General features: G+C 66.8%; 21 protein-coding genes. 7 read left to right on the forward strand and 14 right to left on the reverse strand.

The genetic code is table 11. The features are described 5' to 3' along the window. Positions 1–30 precede the first annotated feature (30 nt). From FKQ52_RS01010 to FKQ52_RS01020, 3 genes are all read left to right on the forward strand, one after another. Entirely contained in the window at positions 31–2352 is a 2322-nt protein-coding gene (locus FKQ52_RS01010; protein ID WP_141625450.1) for an ATP-binding protein, read from the forward strand. Positions 2353–2390: 38 nt separating this feature from the next. Next, entirely contained in the window at positions 2391–3245 is an 855-nt protein-coding gene (locus tag FKQ52_RS01015) for an HAD family hydrolase (RefSeq protein WP_141625451.1), read from the forward strand. A 72-nt stretch (positions 3246–3317) separates the two neighbouring features. Beyond that, complete coding sequence (locus FKQ52_RS01020) at positions 3318–4277, forward strand: dienelactone hydrolase family protein (protein ID WP_168196754.1); 960 nt, start codon at positions 3318–3320, stop codon at positions 4275–4277. On the opposite strand, the gene FKQ52_RS01025 is transcribed toward FKQ52_RS01020, so the two are convergent. From FKQ52_RS01025 to sdhC, 8 genes are read right to left on the reverse strand one after another with little or no spacing between them, the layout of a single operon-like run. Next, positions 4274–4597 carry a PilZ domain-containing protein gene (locus tag FKQ52_RS01025; protein WP_141625453.1) on the reverse strand — a complete coding sequence of 108 codons (324 nt, stop codon included), beginning with the start codon at positions 4595–4597 and terminating at the stop codon, positions 4274–4276. The genes FKQ52_RS01020 and FKQ52_RS01025 overlap by 4 nt on opposite strands. Beyond that, positions 4594–5355, reverse strand: coding sequence for a kinase (locus FKQ52_RS01030; RefSeq protein ID WP_240811699.1), 762 nt, complete (start codon positions 5353–5355; stop codon positions 4594–4596). The genes FKQ52_RS01025 and FKQ52_RS01030 overlap by 4 nt, the downstream gene beginning before the upstream one ends. A gap of 17 nt (positions 5356–5372) precedes the next feature. After that, positions 5373–5693: a 2Fe-2S iron-sulfur cluster-binding protein gene (locus FKQ52_RS01035; RefSeq protein WP_141625455.1), complete on the reverse strand. Its 321-nt coding sequence runs from the start codon at positions 5691–5693 to the stop codon at positions 5373–5375. Between the two features lie 17 nt (positions 5694–5710). Next, positions 5711–6052 carry a gamma-glutamylcyclotransferase family protein gene (locus tag FKQ52_RS01040; RefSeq protein ID WP_141625456.1) on the reverse strand — a complete coding sequence of 114 codons (342 nt, stop codon included), beginning with the start codon at positions 6050–6052 and terminating at the stop codon, positions 5711–5713. A gap of 5 nt (positions 6053–6057) precedes the next feature. Continuing rightward, a complete protein-coding gene (locus tag FKQ52_RS01045; protein WP_141625457.1) occupies positions 6058–6861 on the reverse strand; it encodes a succinate dehydrogenase iron-sulfur subunit in 804 nt (267 codons plus the stop codon). Beyond that, positions 6861–8645 carry a succinate dehydrogenase flavoprotein subunit gene (sdhA, locus tag FKQ52_RS01050; RefSeq protein ID WP_141625458.1) on the reverse strand — a complete coding sequence of 595 codons (1785 nt, stop codon included), beginning with the start codon at positions 8643–8645 and terminating at the stop codon, positions 6861–6863. The genes FKQ52_RS01045 and sdhA overlap by 1 nt, the downstream gene beginning before the upstream one ends. A 3-nt stretch (positions 8646–8648) precedes the next feature. Further along, a complete protein-coding gene (gene sdhD, locus FKQ52_RS01055) occupies positions 8649–9053 on the reverse strand; it encodes a succinate dehydrogenase, hydrophobic membrane anchor protein (protein ID WP_141625459.1) in 405 nt (134 codons plus the stop codon). Then, positions 9050–9511 (reverse strand): succinate dehydrogenase, cytochrome b556 subunit, encoded by a 462-nt coding sequence (sdhC, locus tag FKQ52_RS01060; RefSeq protein WP_141625460.1) that lies wholly within the window; start codon positions 9509–9511, stop codon positions 9050–9052. The genes sdhD and sdhC overlap by 4 nt, the downstream gene beginning before the upstream one ends. A gap of 207 nt (positions 9512–9718) precedes the next feature. Between sdhC and FKQ52_RS01065 the strand changes: the two genes are divergently transcribed. Then, positions 9719–10273 (forward strand): hypothetical protein, encoded by a 555-nt coding sequence (locus tag FKQ52_RS01065; RefSeq protein ID WP_141625461.1) that lies wholly within the window; start codon positions 9719–9721, stop codon positions 10271–10273. Between the two features lie 3 nt (positions 10274–10276). On the opposite strand, the gene FKQ52_RS01070 is transcribed toward FKQ52_RS01065, so the two are convergent. Both FKQ52_RS01070 and FKQ52_RS01075 read right to left on the reverse strand, forming a co-directional pair. Continuing rightward, positions 10277–10699: an HIT domain-containing protein gene (locus tag FKQ52_RS01070; protein WP_141625462.1), complete on the reverse strand. Its 423-nt coding sequence runs from the start codon at positions 10697–10699 to the stop codon at positions 10277–10279. Positions 10700–10743: 44 nt separating this feature from the next. Next, a complete protein-coding gene (locus FKQ52_RS01075; RefSeq protein WP_141625463.1) occupies positions 10744–11655 on the reverse strand; it encodes an SIMPL domain-containing protein in 912 nt (303 codons plus the stop codon). A gap of 186 nt (positions 11656–11841) precedes the next feature. Between FKQ52_RS01075 and FKQ52_RS01080 the strand changes: the two genes are divergently transcribed. Further along, the gene (locus FKQ52_RS01080) at positions 11842–12375 is read left to right on the forward strand and encodes a carboxymuconolactone decarboxylase family protein (RefSeq protein WP_141625464.1); all 534 of its coding nucleotides are present in this window, start codon (positions 11842–11844) and stop codon (positions 12373–12375) included. Here the strand turns inward: FKQ52_RS01080 and FKQ52_RS01085 are convergent. Continuing rightward, positions 12372–13166 (reverse strand): LytTR family DNA-binding domain-containing protein, encoded by a 795-nt coding sequence (locus tag FKQ52_RS01085; RefSeq protein ID WP_141625465.1) that lies wholly within the window; start codon positions 13164–13166, stop codon positions 12372–12374. The two genes, FKQ52_RS01080 and FKQ52_RS01085, sit on opposite strands and share 4 nt — an antisense overlap. A gap of 104 nt (positions 13167–13270) precedes the next feature. Between FKQ52_RS01085 and FKQ52_RS01090 the strand changes: the two genes are divergently transcribed. Continuing rightward, positions 13271–13951, forward strand: coding sequence for a DUF2306 domain-containing protein (locus FKQ52_RS01090; protein WP_240811700.1), 681 nt, complete (start codon positions 13271–13273; stop codon positions 13949–13951). On the opposite strand, the gene FKQ52_RS01095 is transcribed toward FKQ52_RS01090, so the two are convergent. Together FKQ52_RS01095 and FKQ52_RS01100 are read right to left on the reverse strand one after the other, a co-directional pair. Further along, positions 13887–14414, reverse strand: a complete 528-nt coding sequence (locus FKQ52_RS01095) for an SRPBCC domain-containing protein (RefSeq protein ID WP_141625466.1) — start codon at positions 14412–14414, stop codon at positions 13887–13889. The two genes, FKQ52_RS01090 and FKQ52_RS01095, sit on opposite strands and share 65 nt — an antisense overlap. Before the next feature lie 50 nt (positions 14415–14464). Then, on the reverse strand, positions 14465–15322 hold the full coding sequence (locus FKQ52_RS01100; protein ID WP_141625467.1) for a glutamate racemase: 858 nt from the start codon (positions 15320–15322) through the stop codon (positions 14465–14467). Positions 15323–15483: 161 nt separating this feature from the next. Here FKQ52_RS01100 and FKQ52_RS01105 point away from each other — a divergent pair, with 161 nt between their 5' ends. Beyond that, entirely contained in the window at positions 15484–17619 is a 2136-nt protein-coding gene (locus tag FKQ52_RS01105) for a M3 family metallopeptidase (RefSeq protein WP_370451001.1), read from the forward strand. A 91-nt stretch (positions 17620–17710) separates the two neighbouring features. Here FKQ52_RS01105 and FKQ52_RS01110 read toward each other — a convergent pair whose 3' ends face one another. Beyond that, entirely contained in the window at positions 17711–18010 is a 300-nt protein-coding gene (locus FKQ52_RS01110) for a heavy metal-associated domain-containing protein (RefSeq protein ID WP_141625469.1), read from the reverse strand. Positions 18011–18026: the final 16 nt, after the last annotated feature.

Below are 18026 nucleotides of genomic sequence, written 5' to 3' on the forward strand. Positions count from 1 at the left end.
GAATCAGGGCTCGGGAGCTGAACGACACACATGGCCGAGGCGGACATCGCCTATGTCGCGACCGCGGGCGCCGCGGGACTGGCGCTGGCGCTCAGCGCCTGGGCCGCGCGGCTGCGTGCGCGCCTGGCCGAACGGAACACCGCGCTTGAGGCCGCCATGCAGAAGGCGAATCTCGATCTGTCCGCCCGGGACGGCGCGCTGGCGGCGTTCGAGGACGTTCGTGTCGCCCTGACGCCCGGCGGCGGGGCTGACCGACTGGGCTCGCCCGCAACATGGGACATGATTGTCCGGGATCTGACGAAGGGCGTCGAGGTCTTCCCCGATGACCCTGCCTATGTGGTTCTGGACGCCGTGCGCGGCGTGGCCGGACCGCGTCTGGATGGGCTGATCGAGCGTGGCGAGGCGTTCGACGCCGTGCTGGAAGGCGAGTCCGGTGCGTGGGCGGTCGAGGGCCGAAGCGCCGCCGGCGCCGCCTGGCTGCGCCTGTCCCGGCTTGGGCTGATCGGCACGGCGGCAGAGAGCGGGCTGGGGCTGCTGGCCGACTACTATCCGGCGCCGACCTGGGTAGTCGATGCGGGCGGGCGTCTGGCCTGGGCCAACCGCGCCTGGCTGGCCGAAATGAAGGTCGAGACGGTCGAGGCCGCGCGCGACAAGACCCTGACCTTCGACCGCGGCGCGGACGCCATCGTGGCCGAAGCCGGGCGGCTGCATCAGCGTCAGGAAGGCTTCCGCTGGACGACGGGCGGCGGACGTCGCCGCGCCTGGCGGATCGTCGCCGAGCCCGCGCCCGGCGGCGGCGTACTGGCCTTTGCCCTGGACATGACCGAGGCCGAGGAGACGCGCGACACCCTGCGTCGCCACGTCGAGGCCCATGACGAAACCCTGAACCATATCGCCGACGCGGTCGCCATCTTCGGCCCGTCCAGGCGGCTGGCGTTCCACAACACCGCCTTCCAGCAGATGTTCAGCGTCGATCCCGGCTATCTCGATGAGCGGCCGACGCATGCCGAACTGCTGGACCGCCTGCGCCAGCGCCGCCTGCTGCCCGAGGTCATCGACTATGCGGGCTGGAAGGCGCGCGAGCTGGACTTCTACGGGGCCGCCGCGGCCGCGCCGGATGACAGCTGGTCCCTGCCGGACGGGCGCACCCTGCGCGTCGTGCGTCAGCCGCACCCGCTGGGCGGGGTCCTGCTGCTGTTCTCGGATATCACTGACGAGCTGAAACTGCGCAGCCGCTTCAACGCCCAGATCCAGGTCCAGACGGCGACGCTCGACAAGCTCAACGACGCCGTCGCCGTGTTCGGTTCCGACGGCCGTATCCGCCTGCACAACGAGGCGTTCGAGACCTTCTGGAGCGTGACCGGCGAACAGCTGCGCGCGGCCGGGGATTTCGACGCCGTCGCCGCCCTCTGCCAGAAGACCATGCCGGACCAGAGCCTCTGGCTGGGCCTGAAGGCGCGGGTTGCTGATCCGGACCCCGAAAGCCGTGTGCCGATCTCGGGCGAGGGACGCACGGCCGATGGTCGCGTGGCCGCCTGGCAGACCCGCCCGCTTCCCGACGGCGCCACACTGGTGGCCTTCTCGGATGTCACCGCCCGCCGTGAGCTGGAGCAGGCGCTGGCCGCCAAGGCGCAGGCGCTGGAAGAGTCCACGGCATTGAAGCGCGAGTTCGTGGGCAGCGTCTCCTATGAACTGCGCACACCGCTGACGACCATCGTCGGCTACTCCGAACTGCTTGAACTGCAAGGCGATCTGCCCGAGCGAAGCCGGCAGCACGCGGGCGCCATCCGCGTCGCCGCCAGCCAACTGGCGACCTCAATCGACGATGTGCTGGACATGGCCCAGATTGATGCGGGCGAGATGGAACTGACATTGGGCGATGTCCGGGTCAGCGATCTTCTGGACACCGCAGCCGAAAAGGTGCGTGCCCGGATCGAGGGTCGGGGCGCGACCCTGACCGTGACTTGTCCGGCGGGTCTGCGTCCTATCCGCGCCGATGCGCAGCGGGTCGGGCAGGCGCTGGAGCATCTTCTGGACAACGCCGCCCGTGCGGTGGGCGAGGGCGGCTCGGTCAATCTGATCGCCGAGGGCGCACCTTCCGAGATCCGTCTCCGGGTCGAGGACAGCGGGCGGGGTATTCCCTACCATCTGCAAGCCCATGTCTTTGATCGCTTCGTCCGGCGCGAGCGGGGCGGCCCGGGGGTCGGTCTGGCGCTGGTGAAGGCGCTTGTCGAGTTGCACGGCGGCTGGGCCGAGGTGGAGAGCGAACCCGGCAAGGGCGCGGCCTTCATTCTGCATCTGCCCCTGGAAGCAGCGAGCGTCGCCGCCGCGCCGGAGTTGCGGCTCGGCTAGTTTGGTATAGAGCGGCGGAGAACTTCAGGATCCGCCCCATGGCCAAGCTGCTCAAGACCGCCCTCATCTACGACTTCGACGGCACCCTCGCCCGCGGGAACATGCAGGAAGTCAGCTTCATTCCGTCCGTGGGCATGGGCATCGGCGACTTCTGGGGCGAGGCCGAGGCGCTGACCAAGGAAGCCGACGGCGACGGCATCCTGATGTACATGCAGCTGATGCTGCAGCACGCCCGCCAGAACGGCGCGCCGATCACCCGCGAGGGGCTGCGTGAGCACGGGCAGGACGTGAAGCTGTTCGACGGCCTGAAAAGCGACCTCACCGGCAAGGGCTGGTTCGAGCGCATCAACGCCAAGGGCCGCGAGTACGGTCTGGATATCGAGCACTACATCGTCTCCGCCGGGCTGGAGGAGATGATCGACGGCTGTCCGATTCGTGACGAGTTCCACCATGTGTTCGCGTCGAAATTCGTCTACGACAAGGATGGCGTCGCCATCTGGCCGGCGGTGGGTGTGAACTACACCACCAAGACCCAGTACCTCTTCCGCATCAACAAGGGCGTGCTGAACCACTGGGAGCACGACAAGATCAACAAATTCATGGCTGACGACGCCCGCCCGATCCCGTTCGAGCGGATGATCTTCCTGGGCGACGGGGACACCGACGTTCCGACCATGAAGATGATGCACACCAAGGGCGGCTTCTCGGTCGCCGTCTACGATCCGCGTAACTCCGAGCGGGACCAGAAGAAGATCTATTCGCTGATCTCGGAGGATCGCGTGAACTTCGTCGCGGCCGCTGACTATCGTGAGGGCTCGGCGCTGGACCTGATCGTGAAGGGCCTGATCGGCCGTATCGCCATCACCGCCAAGACCATGCCCGAAGGCATCTGATCGCTGCATCCGGAACCGTCATCGGCGGCGACTACCCTTATGAAGGCGGATGAACCGCCGGGGGAGATGTCCATGCTGACCCGACTGACCGGCCTGCTGACGCTGATCAACGCCCTATTGTTCGGAGGGGCGGCCATGGCGCAGGACGTGACCCAAACGCCCATCGCGGGTTTCCCGCACGCCGTCCTCTATACTGTGGGGGACCAGCCGAAGCCCGTCGTCGTCATCCTGCACGGCGCGGACGGCAACGATGAGGCCGGCGTTCGCTTCGGCCCCATCCTCGCCCGCATGGGATACGCCGCTGTCGGGCTTCCCTACTATTCGCCGAACTGGGGCGAGTACGGCCCGCCGCCGAAATTCCCGAACCTTCCGGGGAGCTTCATCGACATTCGGGTCGATCAGATCGCGGAACTGCGCGAGGCGCTGCGCGGCATGGCGGGCGCCGACGTGGAGCGGTTCGGCCTGTTCGGGGCGTCCAAGGGCGCCGAATTCGCCCTGATCGCGGGCAGCCGCTATCCGTGGATCGACAGCATTGTCGCCTATGCGCCGACCGACGTGGTCTGGGAGGGCTGGGGTCTGGAAATGGTGGAAGCAGAGGGGACGCGGTCGTCCTTCTCCTTCAACGGCCGTCCCTTGCCGTTCACGCCCTATCGCGGCTTCGTGGAGGGCCTGTTGGCCGGGCCTGCCGCCGACCTGCGCGCGATCCACGAGAATGGCCGCGCAGATCACCCGGACAAGGCCGCCGCAGCGCGCATCCCGGTTGAGGCCTATCCGGGGAACCTGTTGCTCATCGCCGGGGGACGGGACGCCCAGTGGAACGCGTCCGCCGCCGCCACGACCATTCTGGAAACCCGGACCCGCGCTGGTTTGGAGACCACGGCCCTCATCTACCCGGATGCGGGCCATGATCTGGTCGGCGACGGCGGCGTGCGCCAGGTGGAGCGTAGCGGGGGCTCTCCCGAGGCCGATGCGGCGGCTCGTCAGGACGCCTGGCCCAAGGTCGTGGCCTTCATGGCGCGAACGCTCGACTAACGGCCGCCGGCCCGCAGATAGGCCGCACGAGCGTCTGCCAGACGCGATGGGGTCAGGCCGCGCAAGCTGGCTTGGCCTGTGCGTTTGAAGCCTGCCTCCTGCCCTTTTGACCACGCCAACTCGGCTTCTATGGCGATGCCTTGGGTCAGATCGACGATCTGGACCTGTTTGGGCAGGGCCAGGTTGCGGTCCAGTCGCACCTTCAGGCCGGTGGCCGAGACGTCGGCGATGAGGCACGGCATTTCCAGCCCGGGCGCGACCACGATTCCTCGCGCGTTGACGGGTGAGCGCGGTTCAAGGCGACGGTCCTGGAAACTCATGAGGTGATAGTGACCGGCAGACGGTTTCGATCCAGTTGCACAATGACGTCCGCGCGTACCCCGCCGTCGATCATTCGACGGGTAAGACGTTCGAAATACTGGATGAAATCGGCGATCCCGTGACGTTCTTCGGGCGTCAGGGGGCGACCGCGCAGGCTTTCTTCCTGTTCGCAGCGCCAATCGAGAACGGTGTCGAAGCCCGGGGCGCGGAGGTACAGTCGCGCATCCAGTCGGTCCGCCAGCGCCAGATAGCGGGCGCCTGCCGCGTCGTTCACAGCTTTGCGCCAGACGGCGTCCGGGTCCTGTTTGCGCTCGAGGATGTTCAAGGGGGTTGCGAGAGCGTCCGCGGCTTCAGGCAGGGCGCCGAGGCACCAGCCGTCGATCAGGATAACGCGGGGGCGTCCGCGAAAGCGTGACCAGTCGTCTTCCGACAGCCGGTCGTCGGTGAGCTTGTCGAAGACGGGCAGCGGAGTTTCGCTATCCGGATCGGCGTTGGAGAGGGCTATGATTGTCCGCTCCAGAAGACCGAGATCGTGTGTTCCGGGCGGGCCGCGTGTGGCGAACAGAGGATGGATGTCTAGCGCGAGGTCAGCCCGTTCGCCCCGCGTCAGATAGATATCATCCAGCGAGAGCTGCACCCCACCGAACGCCTCGGCGGCCTTGCGCGCCAGTGTCGTCTTGCCCGAGCCCTGCGATCCCGCGACGCCGATGACTGGCGGACGATCCTGTGGCCCCGCCGCGATCAGGCGGCCGACCACGGCGATCAGGTCGAGGCTCAGTGCTGGTTTTCCGGCAGGCGGACCACCAGACCATCCAGATCATCCGAGACGCGGATCTGGCAGGACAGGCGGCTGTTCGGCTGAACGTTCTCCGCGAAGTCCAGCATGGACTCCTCCATAGCGGACGGACGGCCCGTTTCGGCCTGGAACGCTTCGTCCACATAGACGTGGCAGGTCGCGCAGGCGCAGGCGCCGCCGCAGTCGGCGTCGATGCCCGGGACATTGTTCCGGATCGCGCCTTCCATCACGCTGAGGCCGTTCTTGACCTCCACGGTGTGCTCTTTGCCGTCGTGCTCGACGTAGGTGATCTTGGCCATGTGGGGCTGCTATCAGACTATGAACGGGCGACATAGACCCAGGCGTCGAGCCCGGATTCCAGTGTCACCCGGATGCGGTGGTAATCATCGACCTCATAGTCGTCGGCGGCATGCAGCTCGGCGTCGGTGACGCGGAAGACCACGCCCTCGATCCGTCCTGAACCGTCCGTCGTAGGTCGAACAATCGGGTGGTGGGTCAGGCCGCTCTCGGCGATCACGTTCGGGTCGGTGATCTCGACCATGGTCCGCTCATAGCCGCCCAGGGCGTCCGCCAAGCCATCCAGCCGTCGCCCGAAGTTCGCCCCCTGCACCTGCGGGTCCTGAAGGGTGCCGTAGGAGAAAAGGAGAACTTCGGTCATCCGGGTCAGGCCGAGGCCTTTTCCTTCTTGCGGCTCGGCGAGACCATCAGTTTCTTGGTCTCGGCGATGGCCTTGGCCGGGTTCAGCCCCTTCGGGCAGACTTGGGCGCAGTTCATGATCGTGTGGCAGCGATAGAGCTTGAACGGGTCCTCGAGATCATCGAGGCGCTTGTCTGTCGCGTCATCGCGGCTGTCAGCGATCCAGCGGTAGGATTGCAGCAGGGCCGCCGGGCCGAGGTATTCTTCCTGGTTCCACCAGTAGCTCGGGCATGAGGTCGAGCAACAGGCGCACAGGATGCACTCGTACAGACCGTCCAGCTTGGCGCGGTCCTCCGGCGACTGCAGACGCTCCGTGGTCGGATCGGGCTCGTCCGACTGGAGGTAGGGCTGGATCGAGTCGTACTGGGCGTAGAACAGGCTCAGGTCGGTCACCAGATCCTTGACCACCGGCTGGTGCGGCAGAGGCGCGATCGAGATGGTGTCCGAGGCGCACTCGTCCATGCCCTTGGTGCAGGCCAGGGTGTTGCGTCCGTCGATGGTCATCGAACACGAGCCGCAGATGCCCTCGCGGCACGACCGGCGGAAGGCGAGGGTCGGGTCGATCTCGTTCTTGATGTGGATCAGGGCGTCCAGGAGCATCGGCCCATGATCGTCGGCCGAGACCTCGAAGATGTCCCAACGCGGATCGGCGTCGACCTCGGGATCATACCGATAGACCTTGTAGGTCTTGACGTTCTTCGCGCCGGCGGGGGCCTTGTGAACCTTGCCGGTGGTGGGCTTCGAGCCCCGGGGGAGAGCAAGCTGGACCATTAGTACACCCGCGCCTTGGGTTCGATGTACGAGACCTCGTCGGACATCGTGTAATTGTGCACCGGACGATAGTCGATCTTCACCGCGTCGCCCGGGGTCTTCCAGGCGAGGGTGTGCTTCATCCAGTTTGTGTCGTCGCGATCCGGATAGTCCTCGCGGGCGTGGGCGCCGCGCGATTCCGTCCGGTTCAGAGCCCCCTCGATGGTGACAAGGGCCTGATCGATCAGGTTGTCGTACTCGAGGGTTTCGACCAGATCGGTATTCCAGATCAGGCCGCGATCCGTGGTCTTGATGTCATCGCCCTGGGCGTGGATGGCGCGCAGTTTGGCGACGCCTTCCTCCAGCGTCTTGCCGGTGCGGAACACGGCGGCGTCCGACTGCATGGCCCGCTGCATCTCTATGCGCAGCTTGGCGGTTGGGGTTGAGCCGTCGGCGAAGCGGAAGCGGTCCAGACGGGCCAGGTGGCTATCGGTTGTCGAGGCCGGGGCGTCCGGCACCTTCGACGTCTTGTCGACGACCTCCCCGGTGCGCAGACCGGCGGCCCGGCCGAACACGACCAGATCGGTCAGGGAGTTGGAGCCCAGACGGTTGGCGCCGTGCACCGAGACGCAGGCGGCTTCGCCCACGGCCATAAGGCCCGGAACCACGCTGTCCGGGTTGCCGTCGCGCAGCGTCAGCACCTCGCCGTGATAGTTCGTCGGGATGCCGCCCATGTTGTAGTGGACCGTCGGCAGGACAGGGATCGGCGCCTTGGTGACGTCGACGCCGGCGAAAATCTTGGCCGATTCCGAAATGCCGGGCAGGCGCTGGTGCAGGATCGCCGGATCGAGGTGATCCAGGTGCAGGAAGATGTGGTCCTTGTTCGGACCCACGCCGCGGCCTTCGCGGATTTCGATGGTCATGGAGCGGCTGACCATGTCGCGGGGGGCCAGGTCCTTCACGGTCGGCGCATAGCGCTCCATGAAGCGCTCGCCTTCCGAGTTGGTCAGGTAACCGCCTTCACCACGCGCGCCCTCGGTGATCAGGCAGCCGGCGCCGTAGATGCCGGTCGGGTGGAACTGCACGAACTCCATGTCCTGCAACGGCAGGCCGGCGCGCAGCACCATGGCGTTGCCGTCGCCGGTGCAGGTGTGAGCCGAGGTGGCCGAGAAATAGGCGCGACCGTAACCGCCGGTGGCCAGAATGACCATCTTGGCGCGGAAGCGGTGCAGGGTGCCGTCGTCCAGCTTCAGCGCGGTCAGGCCGGTGCAGGCGCCGTCCTGCATGATCAGGTCCAGGCCGAAATATTCGACGAAGAACTCGACCTCGCGACGGACCGACTGGCCGTAGAGGGTGTGAAGAATGGCGTGACCGGTGCGGTCGGCGGCGGCGCAGGTGCGTTGCACCGGGCCTTCGCCGTAGTTGCGGGTCATGCCGCCGAAGGCGCGCTGGTAGATCTTGCCTTCGTCGGTGCGTGAGAACGGCACGCCCCAGTGTTCCAGCTCATAGACCGCCTTGGGGGCCTCACGGACCAGATACTCGATGGCGTCCTGGTCGCCCAGCCAGTCCGACCCCTTCACGGTGTCGTACATGTGCCATTTCCACGAGTCCTCGCCCATGTTGCCGAGCGAGGCGGAGATGCCGCCCTGCGCCGCGACGGTGTGCGAGCGGGTCGGGAACACCTTGGTGACGCAGGCGACCTTCAGGCCCTGCTGGGCGGCGCCGAGAGCGGCGCGGAGGCCGGAGCCGCCGGCGCCGAGGACGACGACGTCATATTCGTGATCGACAAATTCGTAAGCAGCCACCGGTCAGGCTCCGATACCCGCCGGCAGAGGGGCGGAGCCCAGAGCCAGACGCACGATGAAGAAGACGCTGGCCGCGGCCAGGGCGAAGAAGAAGAGGTTGACCAGGAACAGCGACAGGCCCTTGGCGCCCGGCGTGTGCACATAGTCTTCGACGATCACCTTCCACGCGAGGGCGGCGAAGGTGGAGAAGATGATGGCCGTGGCGGCCAGCAGGACGGCGTTCACCGGGCTGGCGAACCAGTCCATCACCATAGCGTGGGAGGCGCCGGTCAGGCTGAAGGCGACCCAGCCCACCCACAGGCCCAGCGGCATCAGCAGCAGCAGGCAGACCCGCTCCAGCGCCCATTCTTTCGCGCCGTGACGCTCGGAAATCTTGACGTTTTTCTTGAACTTTGCCGGACCGCTCACAGCGAAACCCTCCCGGTGGCGAACAGGGCCGCCCAGAACAGGATCGCCAGCGGGATCGGCGCCCACACGGCGATGTTGGACAGCAGAGTGGCGGACTTCAGCGTCAGGCCGTTGCCGGTGTCATTGATTAGGTGGCGTCCGCCGTTCAGCACGAACGAGAACAGAACCACAGTCAGGCCGAAGCCGATGAACAGGCCGAATGGCGAGCCGGCGAGCCCGCGGGCCGTGTCATAGGCCTCGGGCCCGCAGGCGGCCAGTCCCAGCCAGGCCAGCCCGAAGAAGGCTCCGACGCTTGCGGCGCCGATGGTGACACGGAACAAAATGGAGGCCGTCATGGTGACGTGCCAGCGCCAGGTCTGCAGATGGGGCGAAAGGGGCGTGATGCGGCCGTTGGGCTGACGCACGAAGCGACCGGTCCGGTCGGTCGCCTTGTCACCCGTCGTTGGGGAGCTCGACATTTGCGAATGGTTCTCAAAAAACCTGAGCGAAATCAGTCGCTCGAAATCGGTGAACAGGCTTTAGTCAGCGACGGCGGGAGGGTCAACGCAGCCAAGGTTCACAACTTTCGCCCGATGACCTCACGGACGGCGCGTTTTCTCATCACAATTTCGAGCGCGGGCGATCTGTAGTAGCTTTGGAAACCTTCGCACGGCAGCTTAAGGCGCATGTCAGGCCTTATCGTCTTCGCACTTGCGGGCGCTCTCCTGCAGCAGTCCGCCCCGCATCCCTCCTCGCAGGTGCTGTATTCGGCGCCCGCGATCCGTCCGTTCGAGCCGAACTCCAGCTTCGGAAGAGAAAACGCACAGGGAGACGGCGACGAAACCCAACGGCCCCCGCTGGCCGCCGCGGTCTCTGTCGACGCCTATGCGCGGTCCTATGAGTTTGTGCCGGGGGCGGTCGAGGTCGCCTACAATCGTGGCGTGACCAATGCCGAGCTTCGGGTTGATCAGACCTCCGGGCCGCTCGACGGGAGCTGGCGCGTGTCTGATGAGAGGGGTCACGTCCTGTTCGGTCTGGTGATGAGCGATCCGCGCAGCGGTCCGGTCGAGGGCGGCTGGCGTAATCCGGACGGCTTCGGCGTCGCCACGGCCAGCGGTCGCACCATCACGCTGGAAGGCATGGGGGTTCTGACGCTGGAGCCCGCGCGCGGCGGCGGCTGGCGGGGAACCCTGGCCTCCAACGGCCGGTCCCGGGCTGTGTCGGTCTCTCGCCCCGACTGATCGTTACTGGCTGAGCCGCAGCCGGGAAATTGCAGCCTGCAGCGCGGGCGCCCCATAGGGCGTCGCGGGCCCTCGACCCCAGACCGGATCGGGCCAGACGGCGTCGTCATGACGGCGTCCGACGACGTGCACATGCAATTGGGCCGTGATGTTGCCGATGGCGCCGACGTTCAACTTCTGAACCGGACGGCCTGATGTCTCACCGAGCAGCCGCACCATATCGCCGGCCCTCAGGACTTCGTCCATCAGGGCCGTGCGCTCGTCCCGCCCCAGATCTTCCAGTTCGTGTAGCCCGGTCCGCCGGGGGATGAGGATCAGCCACGGGAAGCGGCTGTCATCCTGCAGCCGCACCTGACACAGCGGCCAGTCGAGGGCGATGACGGACCCGGCGTCGAAGGCGGGGTCGGCTTTGAAGTCAGTGGACATGACGCCTCGGTCGCCTGTCGGTGGCCGGGCGTCAAGCCGTCCGGTCAGTTCAGGGCGTAGACCACGCAGGCGCGGTCGGTCAGTTCACGCAGCGGCGGTTGCAGCGCCAGCCTCGCCGCCTCGATCTGGGCCTCGGTCGGCGCGCCGGCTCCGGCGGGTGGAGGCGGCGGAGGGGGAGGCGGCGGCGCTCCCGGTGCGCGCTGGACGCGAGCGCCGGTCACCGCGACGTCCTCGACCGTTGTTGCGCCTTCGACGCCGGAACTGTAGGACGGCCAGCCGGCCAGGACATCCGTCTCGCACGCTCGCCCGGTCGGGTCGATGACCCTGACTCCGCCGAGGTCAGCTCCGGCGTTCCCGGCGGCGGCGCGGGCGCGTCGGGCCGCATCCTTGACCGCCTCGCCCTGCAGCCAGGTCTTCACCGCATTCTCCGCCTCGAGATTGAAGCGCACGGCGCTGACGGAGGTCGGCTGGGAGGCGATCACCGTCGCATAGGCGCGTTCCAGCACAGACACGTCCCGGAGGGTCACCGAGACGCTGGCGTCGGCCTGATAGCGGGCGATGCGGTCGGCGCGGACGTTGTCGCGCAGGACGCCGTTCTCATCGCGATACTGGTCGTAGATCGGTCGGGTGGTGATCGAGGTCTCCACACGGGCGACATCGACGCCATAGGCGGCCAGCGCCTGACTGAGGGCGCGGACCTGATCGGCGGCCTTGCGCGAGGCCTCGGCGGCGGTGCGCTCGACCGACTGGAAGGTGGCGTTGAAGGCGGCCCGGTTGGCCGGAACCTCCGTGCGAACATAGCCGACCGAAGCAATGACCGGATCGCGCATCCACCAGGGGGCGGGGACGTAACGATCGCCAATCGCGGCGGGCGGGGTCTGGGCGAGGCCGACGGATGGCGCGAGGGCCGATCCGAGGGCGGTGAAGGTCAGCAGGACGGCGGTTAAACGAGACATTCCGGTACTCCCTGTCGCCCGGTCAGCCTGACGCGCGCGGGCTGGCCGGGAAAGGGCACGGGACCTTGTCGTCAGGTCTTGTCAGGTCTGGGATAGGGGTCGGAAATACCTGTATCCTGTGCGGCGCGGATCACCGGATTTTCGGCGGTTCAATGCGATCCTCATTCCTCCCGGCGGAGACCCTTCATGTCCCTCGACGCCCTGCGCGACCAGATTCCGGCCTATGCCCGTGACATTTCCCAGAACATGGACTCGTTGATCGAGGAGACCATTCTGAGCGAGCAACAGAAGTGGGGTTGCTTCCTCGCTTCGGCTCACGGCATCGGCGTCGCGCCGGTGGTGAAGGCGATTGAGGCCCAGGCCACGACTGTCCTGTCGCCTGAAGCCATGAGCGCGGCCAAGTCGGCGGCGGCCATCATGGGCATGAACAACGTCTACTTCCGGGCGCTGCACATCATGAAGAACCCCGAGTACGCCACGCTTCCGGTTCGCCTGCGCATGAACGTGAACCGCAATCCGGGCGTCGAGCGGGTTGACTACGAGCTCTGGGCTCTGGCGGTGTCGGCCATCAACGGCTGCGGCGCCTGTCTGGACGCACATGAAGCGACGCTGCGCGAACATGCCGTGCCCAACACGCAGATCCAGTGCGCGCTCCGGATCGGCGCGGTGGTCCATGCGGTCAGCCGCATAGTGTCGTCAGAGGCGGCTCTGGCCTCCTAGGGCTGCATAGCGACGGGCGAGGCCCAGTCGGTATCCTTCAGAGCTGCGGCATAGGTCCGGCTGACCGGCGCGACGAGCGAGTCAGAAAGGCGCAACTCGCCCCGTCCCCCCTTCCAGCGGGCGGTTTCCACCCCGGCTCGCGCCACCCACCACGAGCGATGGGTCTGGAAGCCGTCGCAGTCGGACAGCGCCGCCAGCGCATCGCTGAATCGCATCAGGATCAGGCTGGAGCCGGCCTCGGTGTGGATGCGCAGGTAGTGGTCCTCCGCCTGTACGGCGATCAGCCTTGAGCGCGCCAGCCGGGGTGTCAGCTTCGCCCGGATCGCCGGGGGCGTCTGGTTGTCTGCGACCGGCAAGCGAGCATTCGGCGCCGCCATCCTGCGAATTGCGGCGGATGCGATGATGATCGCGATGTTGACGGTCAGCACATCGGGCAAGAGCGGCAGATAGCTTTCCGCAGCGGCGTGGGGCCCGAAGAACACGACCGGAATCACGGACACCCAGCCGGTGATCGGCAAGGTCATCACCGGCAATTGAATGGTGATGAACAGAACCGGGCGATCCCGGAAGATGTGTCTGAGGGCCACCTCGACCAGGGCGGCGATGACCCCGCCGCCGATCAGCGCCATCTGCCAGTAGATGTTACGCAGCCCCGGGCTCATCGCGCCCGTGCCGAAGGCTTCAATCGCGGACAGGAAGAGTCCGAGAAGGACCAGTGCGTTGAATTCCGCAACGGTCGCGCGACCCAGAAGGGGGCGCCGCAGGACATTGATCAACTGCACCTTGGTCACGCGCGGCCCCGTTCGCGAAGGAACCTGCTCCGTTCGCGAACGGAACGCTGACACGTCCCCGGGGGGTGGTTCAAGCCGCCCTTCTCAAACAGGGGAGCGGTCTTGTGAAGCGATTGATGAAGGTGGCGGGGTTCAGTCTTCTGATCCTGATGGCGCTGGGGGTCGCCTTGCTGAGCGCGCGTTATCTGGCGCCCGATCCGGCATTCCCCGCCCCGCCGGTCATCCCGCATCTGGAGCACCGGCCGTGGGCGCTGGTCGTTCATGTCGCCGGGGGGGTCACGGCCCTGACGCTCGGGCTGTTCCAGTTGGTTACCCGCAGAGGTGTGCGCCTGCGGTGGCATCGGTTCGCCGGACGGGGCTATGTGCTCGCCTGTCTGTCCAGCGCGGTTGCGGGGTCGTGGCTCGCCCTGACAACGTCGGCGGGACCAATCGCTGGCGTGGGTTTCGGCGGCTTGGCGGTGGTGTGGTTCTTCACGACCGTCATGGGGTGGCTTAAGGTCATTCGCGGTGATCTGACCGGTCATCGGCGTTGGATGATCCGCAGCCTTTCGCTGACGCTGGCCGCGGTCACGCTGAGAGTTCTGCTGCCCCTCGCGGCCCTCAGCGGGCTGCCCTTCGAAGAAGCCTACCGCGCCATCTCATTCCTGTGCTGGCTGCCCAACCTGCTGATCGCGGAGCTGTGGTTGTGGCGGGTCCACGGAGCCGACAGTTCGCCCGTGGTCAGGCCCCCGGCGTCTCGCCGTGCTCCACATAATGCATCAGGCGGTCGTACTGGCCCTGCATGACGGCGTCGACGCCGTCAGCCCAAGCCCCGACGCCCGCGCCTTCGACCCTGAACGTCATGATCACCGTCACATCCGCGGCGTTCGCGTCTGGCCAGCTGAAGGTCAGGTCGGCCCTGGATGTCCGGCCCTTCAGAGGACCCAGCGGCGCGTTCAGGCTCAAGTGGTCATCATCCAGCAGAATGACCCGACCATGCTCGAAGAACGTGCCGTCGGCCAATCGTTCACAAAGACAGGCGCCGGGCTCAAGCCGGATCGAAAGATTGGAGGCATCGCCGCTGTAGGTATGTGCGCCGTCCCACCAGGCGCCGATGGATTCGAGCGCCAGTACGACGTCGCCCGCCGAAGTCTCGATGGACCTGGCGTAGCGAAGGGTGAAGCCGTCGGCGCTCCGCTCCACCACTTCCGCGGCGGCGGGGCCCGCCAGCAAGGCCAGCGCCCCGGCGATGAGCAGTGATTTCAGCATGGCCCTTCCTCCTGACAGCCAATGGCCGCCGATCAGAGGGCGGCGTCAAGTCAGGCGGACTGGAAGGTCAGGGGCGCGCCCCAGAACTGGCTGACCCGCTCGGACTGCGGACCCGGATTTCCGGTGGTCAGGAAGTCACGACGGCCGGAGCCGCCGAGCGCGTACTCCGGGTGCCGTGCGAAGTAGCGCTCCAGCGCATCGGCCACGGCGGCGGGCTGGTGAATGATCGCGGTTTCAGCCGGCAGGGCGGCGGCGAAGATATCGGCGACGATCTCGTAGTGGGTGCAGCCGAGGATCGCCTTGTCCGGGTGGCGGCCGATGCGCCGACGCAGGGCGTCGACATGATCACGGACCACGACTTCCAGCTCCTCTGTCGGCGCGCCCAGCTCGATCAGGCCCGCCAGACCGGGGCAGGGTTCGGAGAAGACGGCCAGATCCTCGCGGCGCTTGTCGATCTCGATCTCATAGACCCGGCTCATGGCCGTGGCGGCGGTGCAGAAGACGCCGTTGACGGCGATAGCCTCGACCTTCTCGCCTTCCGCCCGATGCTCGGCTTCATAGGTCCAGGGCAGCCCGGTGGCGGCTTCGATGGTCGGCACGATGATGCCCAGCACATTGACCGGGCGGCCATGACGCGCCCGCGCTTCCGGCACCCAGGTCTGTTGCAGGCGGCGCAGGGCGATGGCGCTGGCGGTGTTGCAGGCCAGGACGATGACATTGGCTCCGGCCTCGAACAGCCGTTCGCAGCCCGCGCGGGTCAGATCGACGATTTCCTCGCCGCCTCGGCCGCCATAGGGGGCGTTGGCCTGATCGGCCAGATAGACGAAATCTCGCTCGGGAAAGCGTCGGGTCAGTTCACGGTGGACGGTCAGCCCGCCCACGCCGGAGTCAAAAACGCCAATGGCCATAGGCGCGATTTAGCCGCGCCGCCCGCTTCCGTCCATGGCTGGAGCTTCGGCCTCGTTCGTGTGACAGTCCGCCCGCTCCGGGTCCAGGGTCCGGGGAAACGAACCGACGCTACGGAGTTCCCATGCACAGACGCCATCTTCTCATCGCCGGAGGCAGCCTTATGGCTTTGACCGCCACCGCAGGCTGCGCGACGACCGGAGGCGCCGCGGGCTCCACCGGCGGTATGGCCGAGGACGCCCGGGTCGCCCGCGCTGTCCTGCCGGTTCAGACGCCGCGCGCCGAGCTGCTGCAGGTCTGGACCGGGCCTTATGAGGGCGTGCCCCCGTGGGACAAGGTCACCGCGCCGAAGCTCCGTGAAGCGATCCTTGAAGGCATCGAGCTGCGTCGCGCCGAAATCACGGCCATTGCCGACAACCCCGACGCCCCGACCTTCGCCAACACCTCGGTCGCCATGCAGATGGCGGGTGAACCGCTGGGTCGGGCCATGGCCCTGTTCGGCGTGATGATCTCGAACATCGGCTCGGCCGACTATCAGGCGCTGGATCGTGAAGTCTCGCCCCTGCTCTCCGCCGCGGGCGATGAGATCACCTTCAACGAAAAACTGTTCAACCGCATCAAGACGGTTGCCGACAACGCACAGGTCATGGGCCTGACCGCCGAACAGACCCGCATCGTCACCCGCAGCCGCGATGCCTATATCCGGGGCGGCGCCGCCCTGGACGCGGGCAAGAAGGCCGAGCTGGGCCGCATCAACACCGCCCTGTCCAACGCCTTCACCAGTTTTGGCCAGAAGGTCGTGGCGGACGAAAACACCTGGACGGTCATCACGACCGAAGCGGGCGTGGCCGGTCTGCCCGCCTCGAACAAGGCCGCCGCCGCCGCCGCTGCGCGCAGCCGCAATGTTCAGGGCTGGGCCATCGTCAACACGCGCTCGAGCGTCGATCCCTTCCTGACCTTCGGCGACGACCGCGCCCAGCGCGAGATCGTGTGGCGCAAGTTCGTGAACCGTGGCGACAACGGCGACGCCAACGACACCAATGCGACCATCGCCGAGATCGTTCGTCTGCGGGATCAGCGCGCCAAGCTGCTGGGCTATCGCAACCACGCTGAACTGCGCATGCAGGACACCATGGCCAAGACCCCGGCCGCCGCGATGGACCTGATGAACCGCGTCTGGGCTCCGGCCAAGGCCCGTGTGGCCGAGGAAGTGGCGGACATGCGCGCCATCGCCGGCCATGACATCGAGCCCTGGGACTACCTGTACTACGCCGAGAAGGTGAAGAAGCAGAAGTACGACCTCGATCAGAACGAGCTGAAGCCCTACTTCGAACTGGGCGCGGTCAAGCGCGGCGCCTTCTACATGGCCGAACGTCTGTATGGTCTGGAGTTCAAGGCCCTGCCGAAGGGCGTGGTCCCGGGCTTCACGCCGGACGTCGAGGTGTTCGAGGTCAACGACAAGGCGACCGGTCGCAACGTCGGCCTGTTCTACTCGGACGACTTCGCCCGCGCCGGCAAGCGCTCGGGCGCCTGGGCGACCAGCTATCGCTCGCACTCGACCTATGACGGTCGCAAGAATGTCCTGTCCTCGAACAACAACAACTTCACCAAGCCGGGCGAGGGCGAGCCCCTGCTGATCTCGCTGGACGACGCCGAGACCCTGTTCCACGAGTTCGGCCACGCCCTGCACTCGCTGAACTCCACGGTGAACTATCCGGCGCTGGGCGGCACGCCGCGCGACTTCGTGGAGTATCCGTCACAGGTGCATGAACACTGGGTGCTGTCGCGCCCGATCCTTGACGGCTTCATGAAGCACTATCAGACCGGCGAGCCCATGCCGCAGGCGCTGGTGGACAAGGTCGAGCGCGCCTCCACCTTTAATCAGGGCTATGCGACGGTCAGCTATCTGTCGTCAGCGCTGGTTGATATGGACCTCCACACCCAGGCCACGCCGCCGACCGACATCGACGCCTTCGAACGCGACAGCCTGGCGCGCTACGGCATGCCGAAGGAGATCGTGATGCGGCACCGCCTGCCGCAGTTCAATCACCTGTTCACGTCGGACGCCTACTCCGCCGGCTATTACAGCTACCTGTGGTCGGAGGTGATGGACGCCGACACCTGGGCCTACTTCGAGGAGTCCGGCGACGTCTTCAATCCGGAGATCGGCCGTCGTTACAAGGAGATCATCTTGGCACCGGGCAACACCACGGATCGGGGCGAAGCCTACCGCGCCTTCCGTGGCCGCGACCCGGACGTGGCGGCCCTGCTGCGGGTGCGGGGCTTCCCCACCAGCTGAGGCTGACAGATCTGTACAAAGGAAAGGCCGGTGGTTCGCCACCGGCCTTTCTCACTGGGTGGGCGAGGCTGAGGCGGCGCCCGTCGCAAGATCAGTAGGCCACGACGGCCCGGCTGGCGGCGTAGTCGACCTGGGCTGCGCCGGGCAGTTGGCGCAGGGCTTCGCGGCGGACAGCGGCTTCGCAGAAGTCGCGGTCGCTCAGGCGGCTGCCCGGACGGCGGGCGGTCCGGCACAGGTCGCGAGCGGCGACCTCGATGCGCTGATCGAGCGCGGCGGCGCCCGCCGACGAGGCCAGGTTCAAATCGGCCCATTGGATGCGGGCCTCCTGCGCCGACGCCGAACCGGCGGCGAGGAGGGACAGGGCGGCGGTCAGGGAAGCGAGGGTCTTCATGGCGGTCTCCTGCGGA

The organism is Brevundimonas sp. M20, assembly GCF_006547065.1.
Taxonomy (GTDB): Bacteria; Pseudomonadota; Alphaproteobacteria; order Caulobacterales; family Caulobacteraceae; genus Brevundimonas.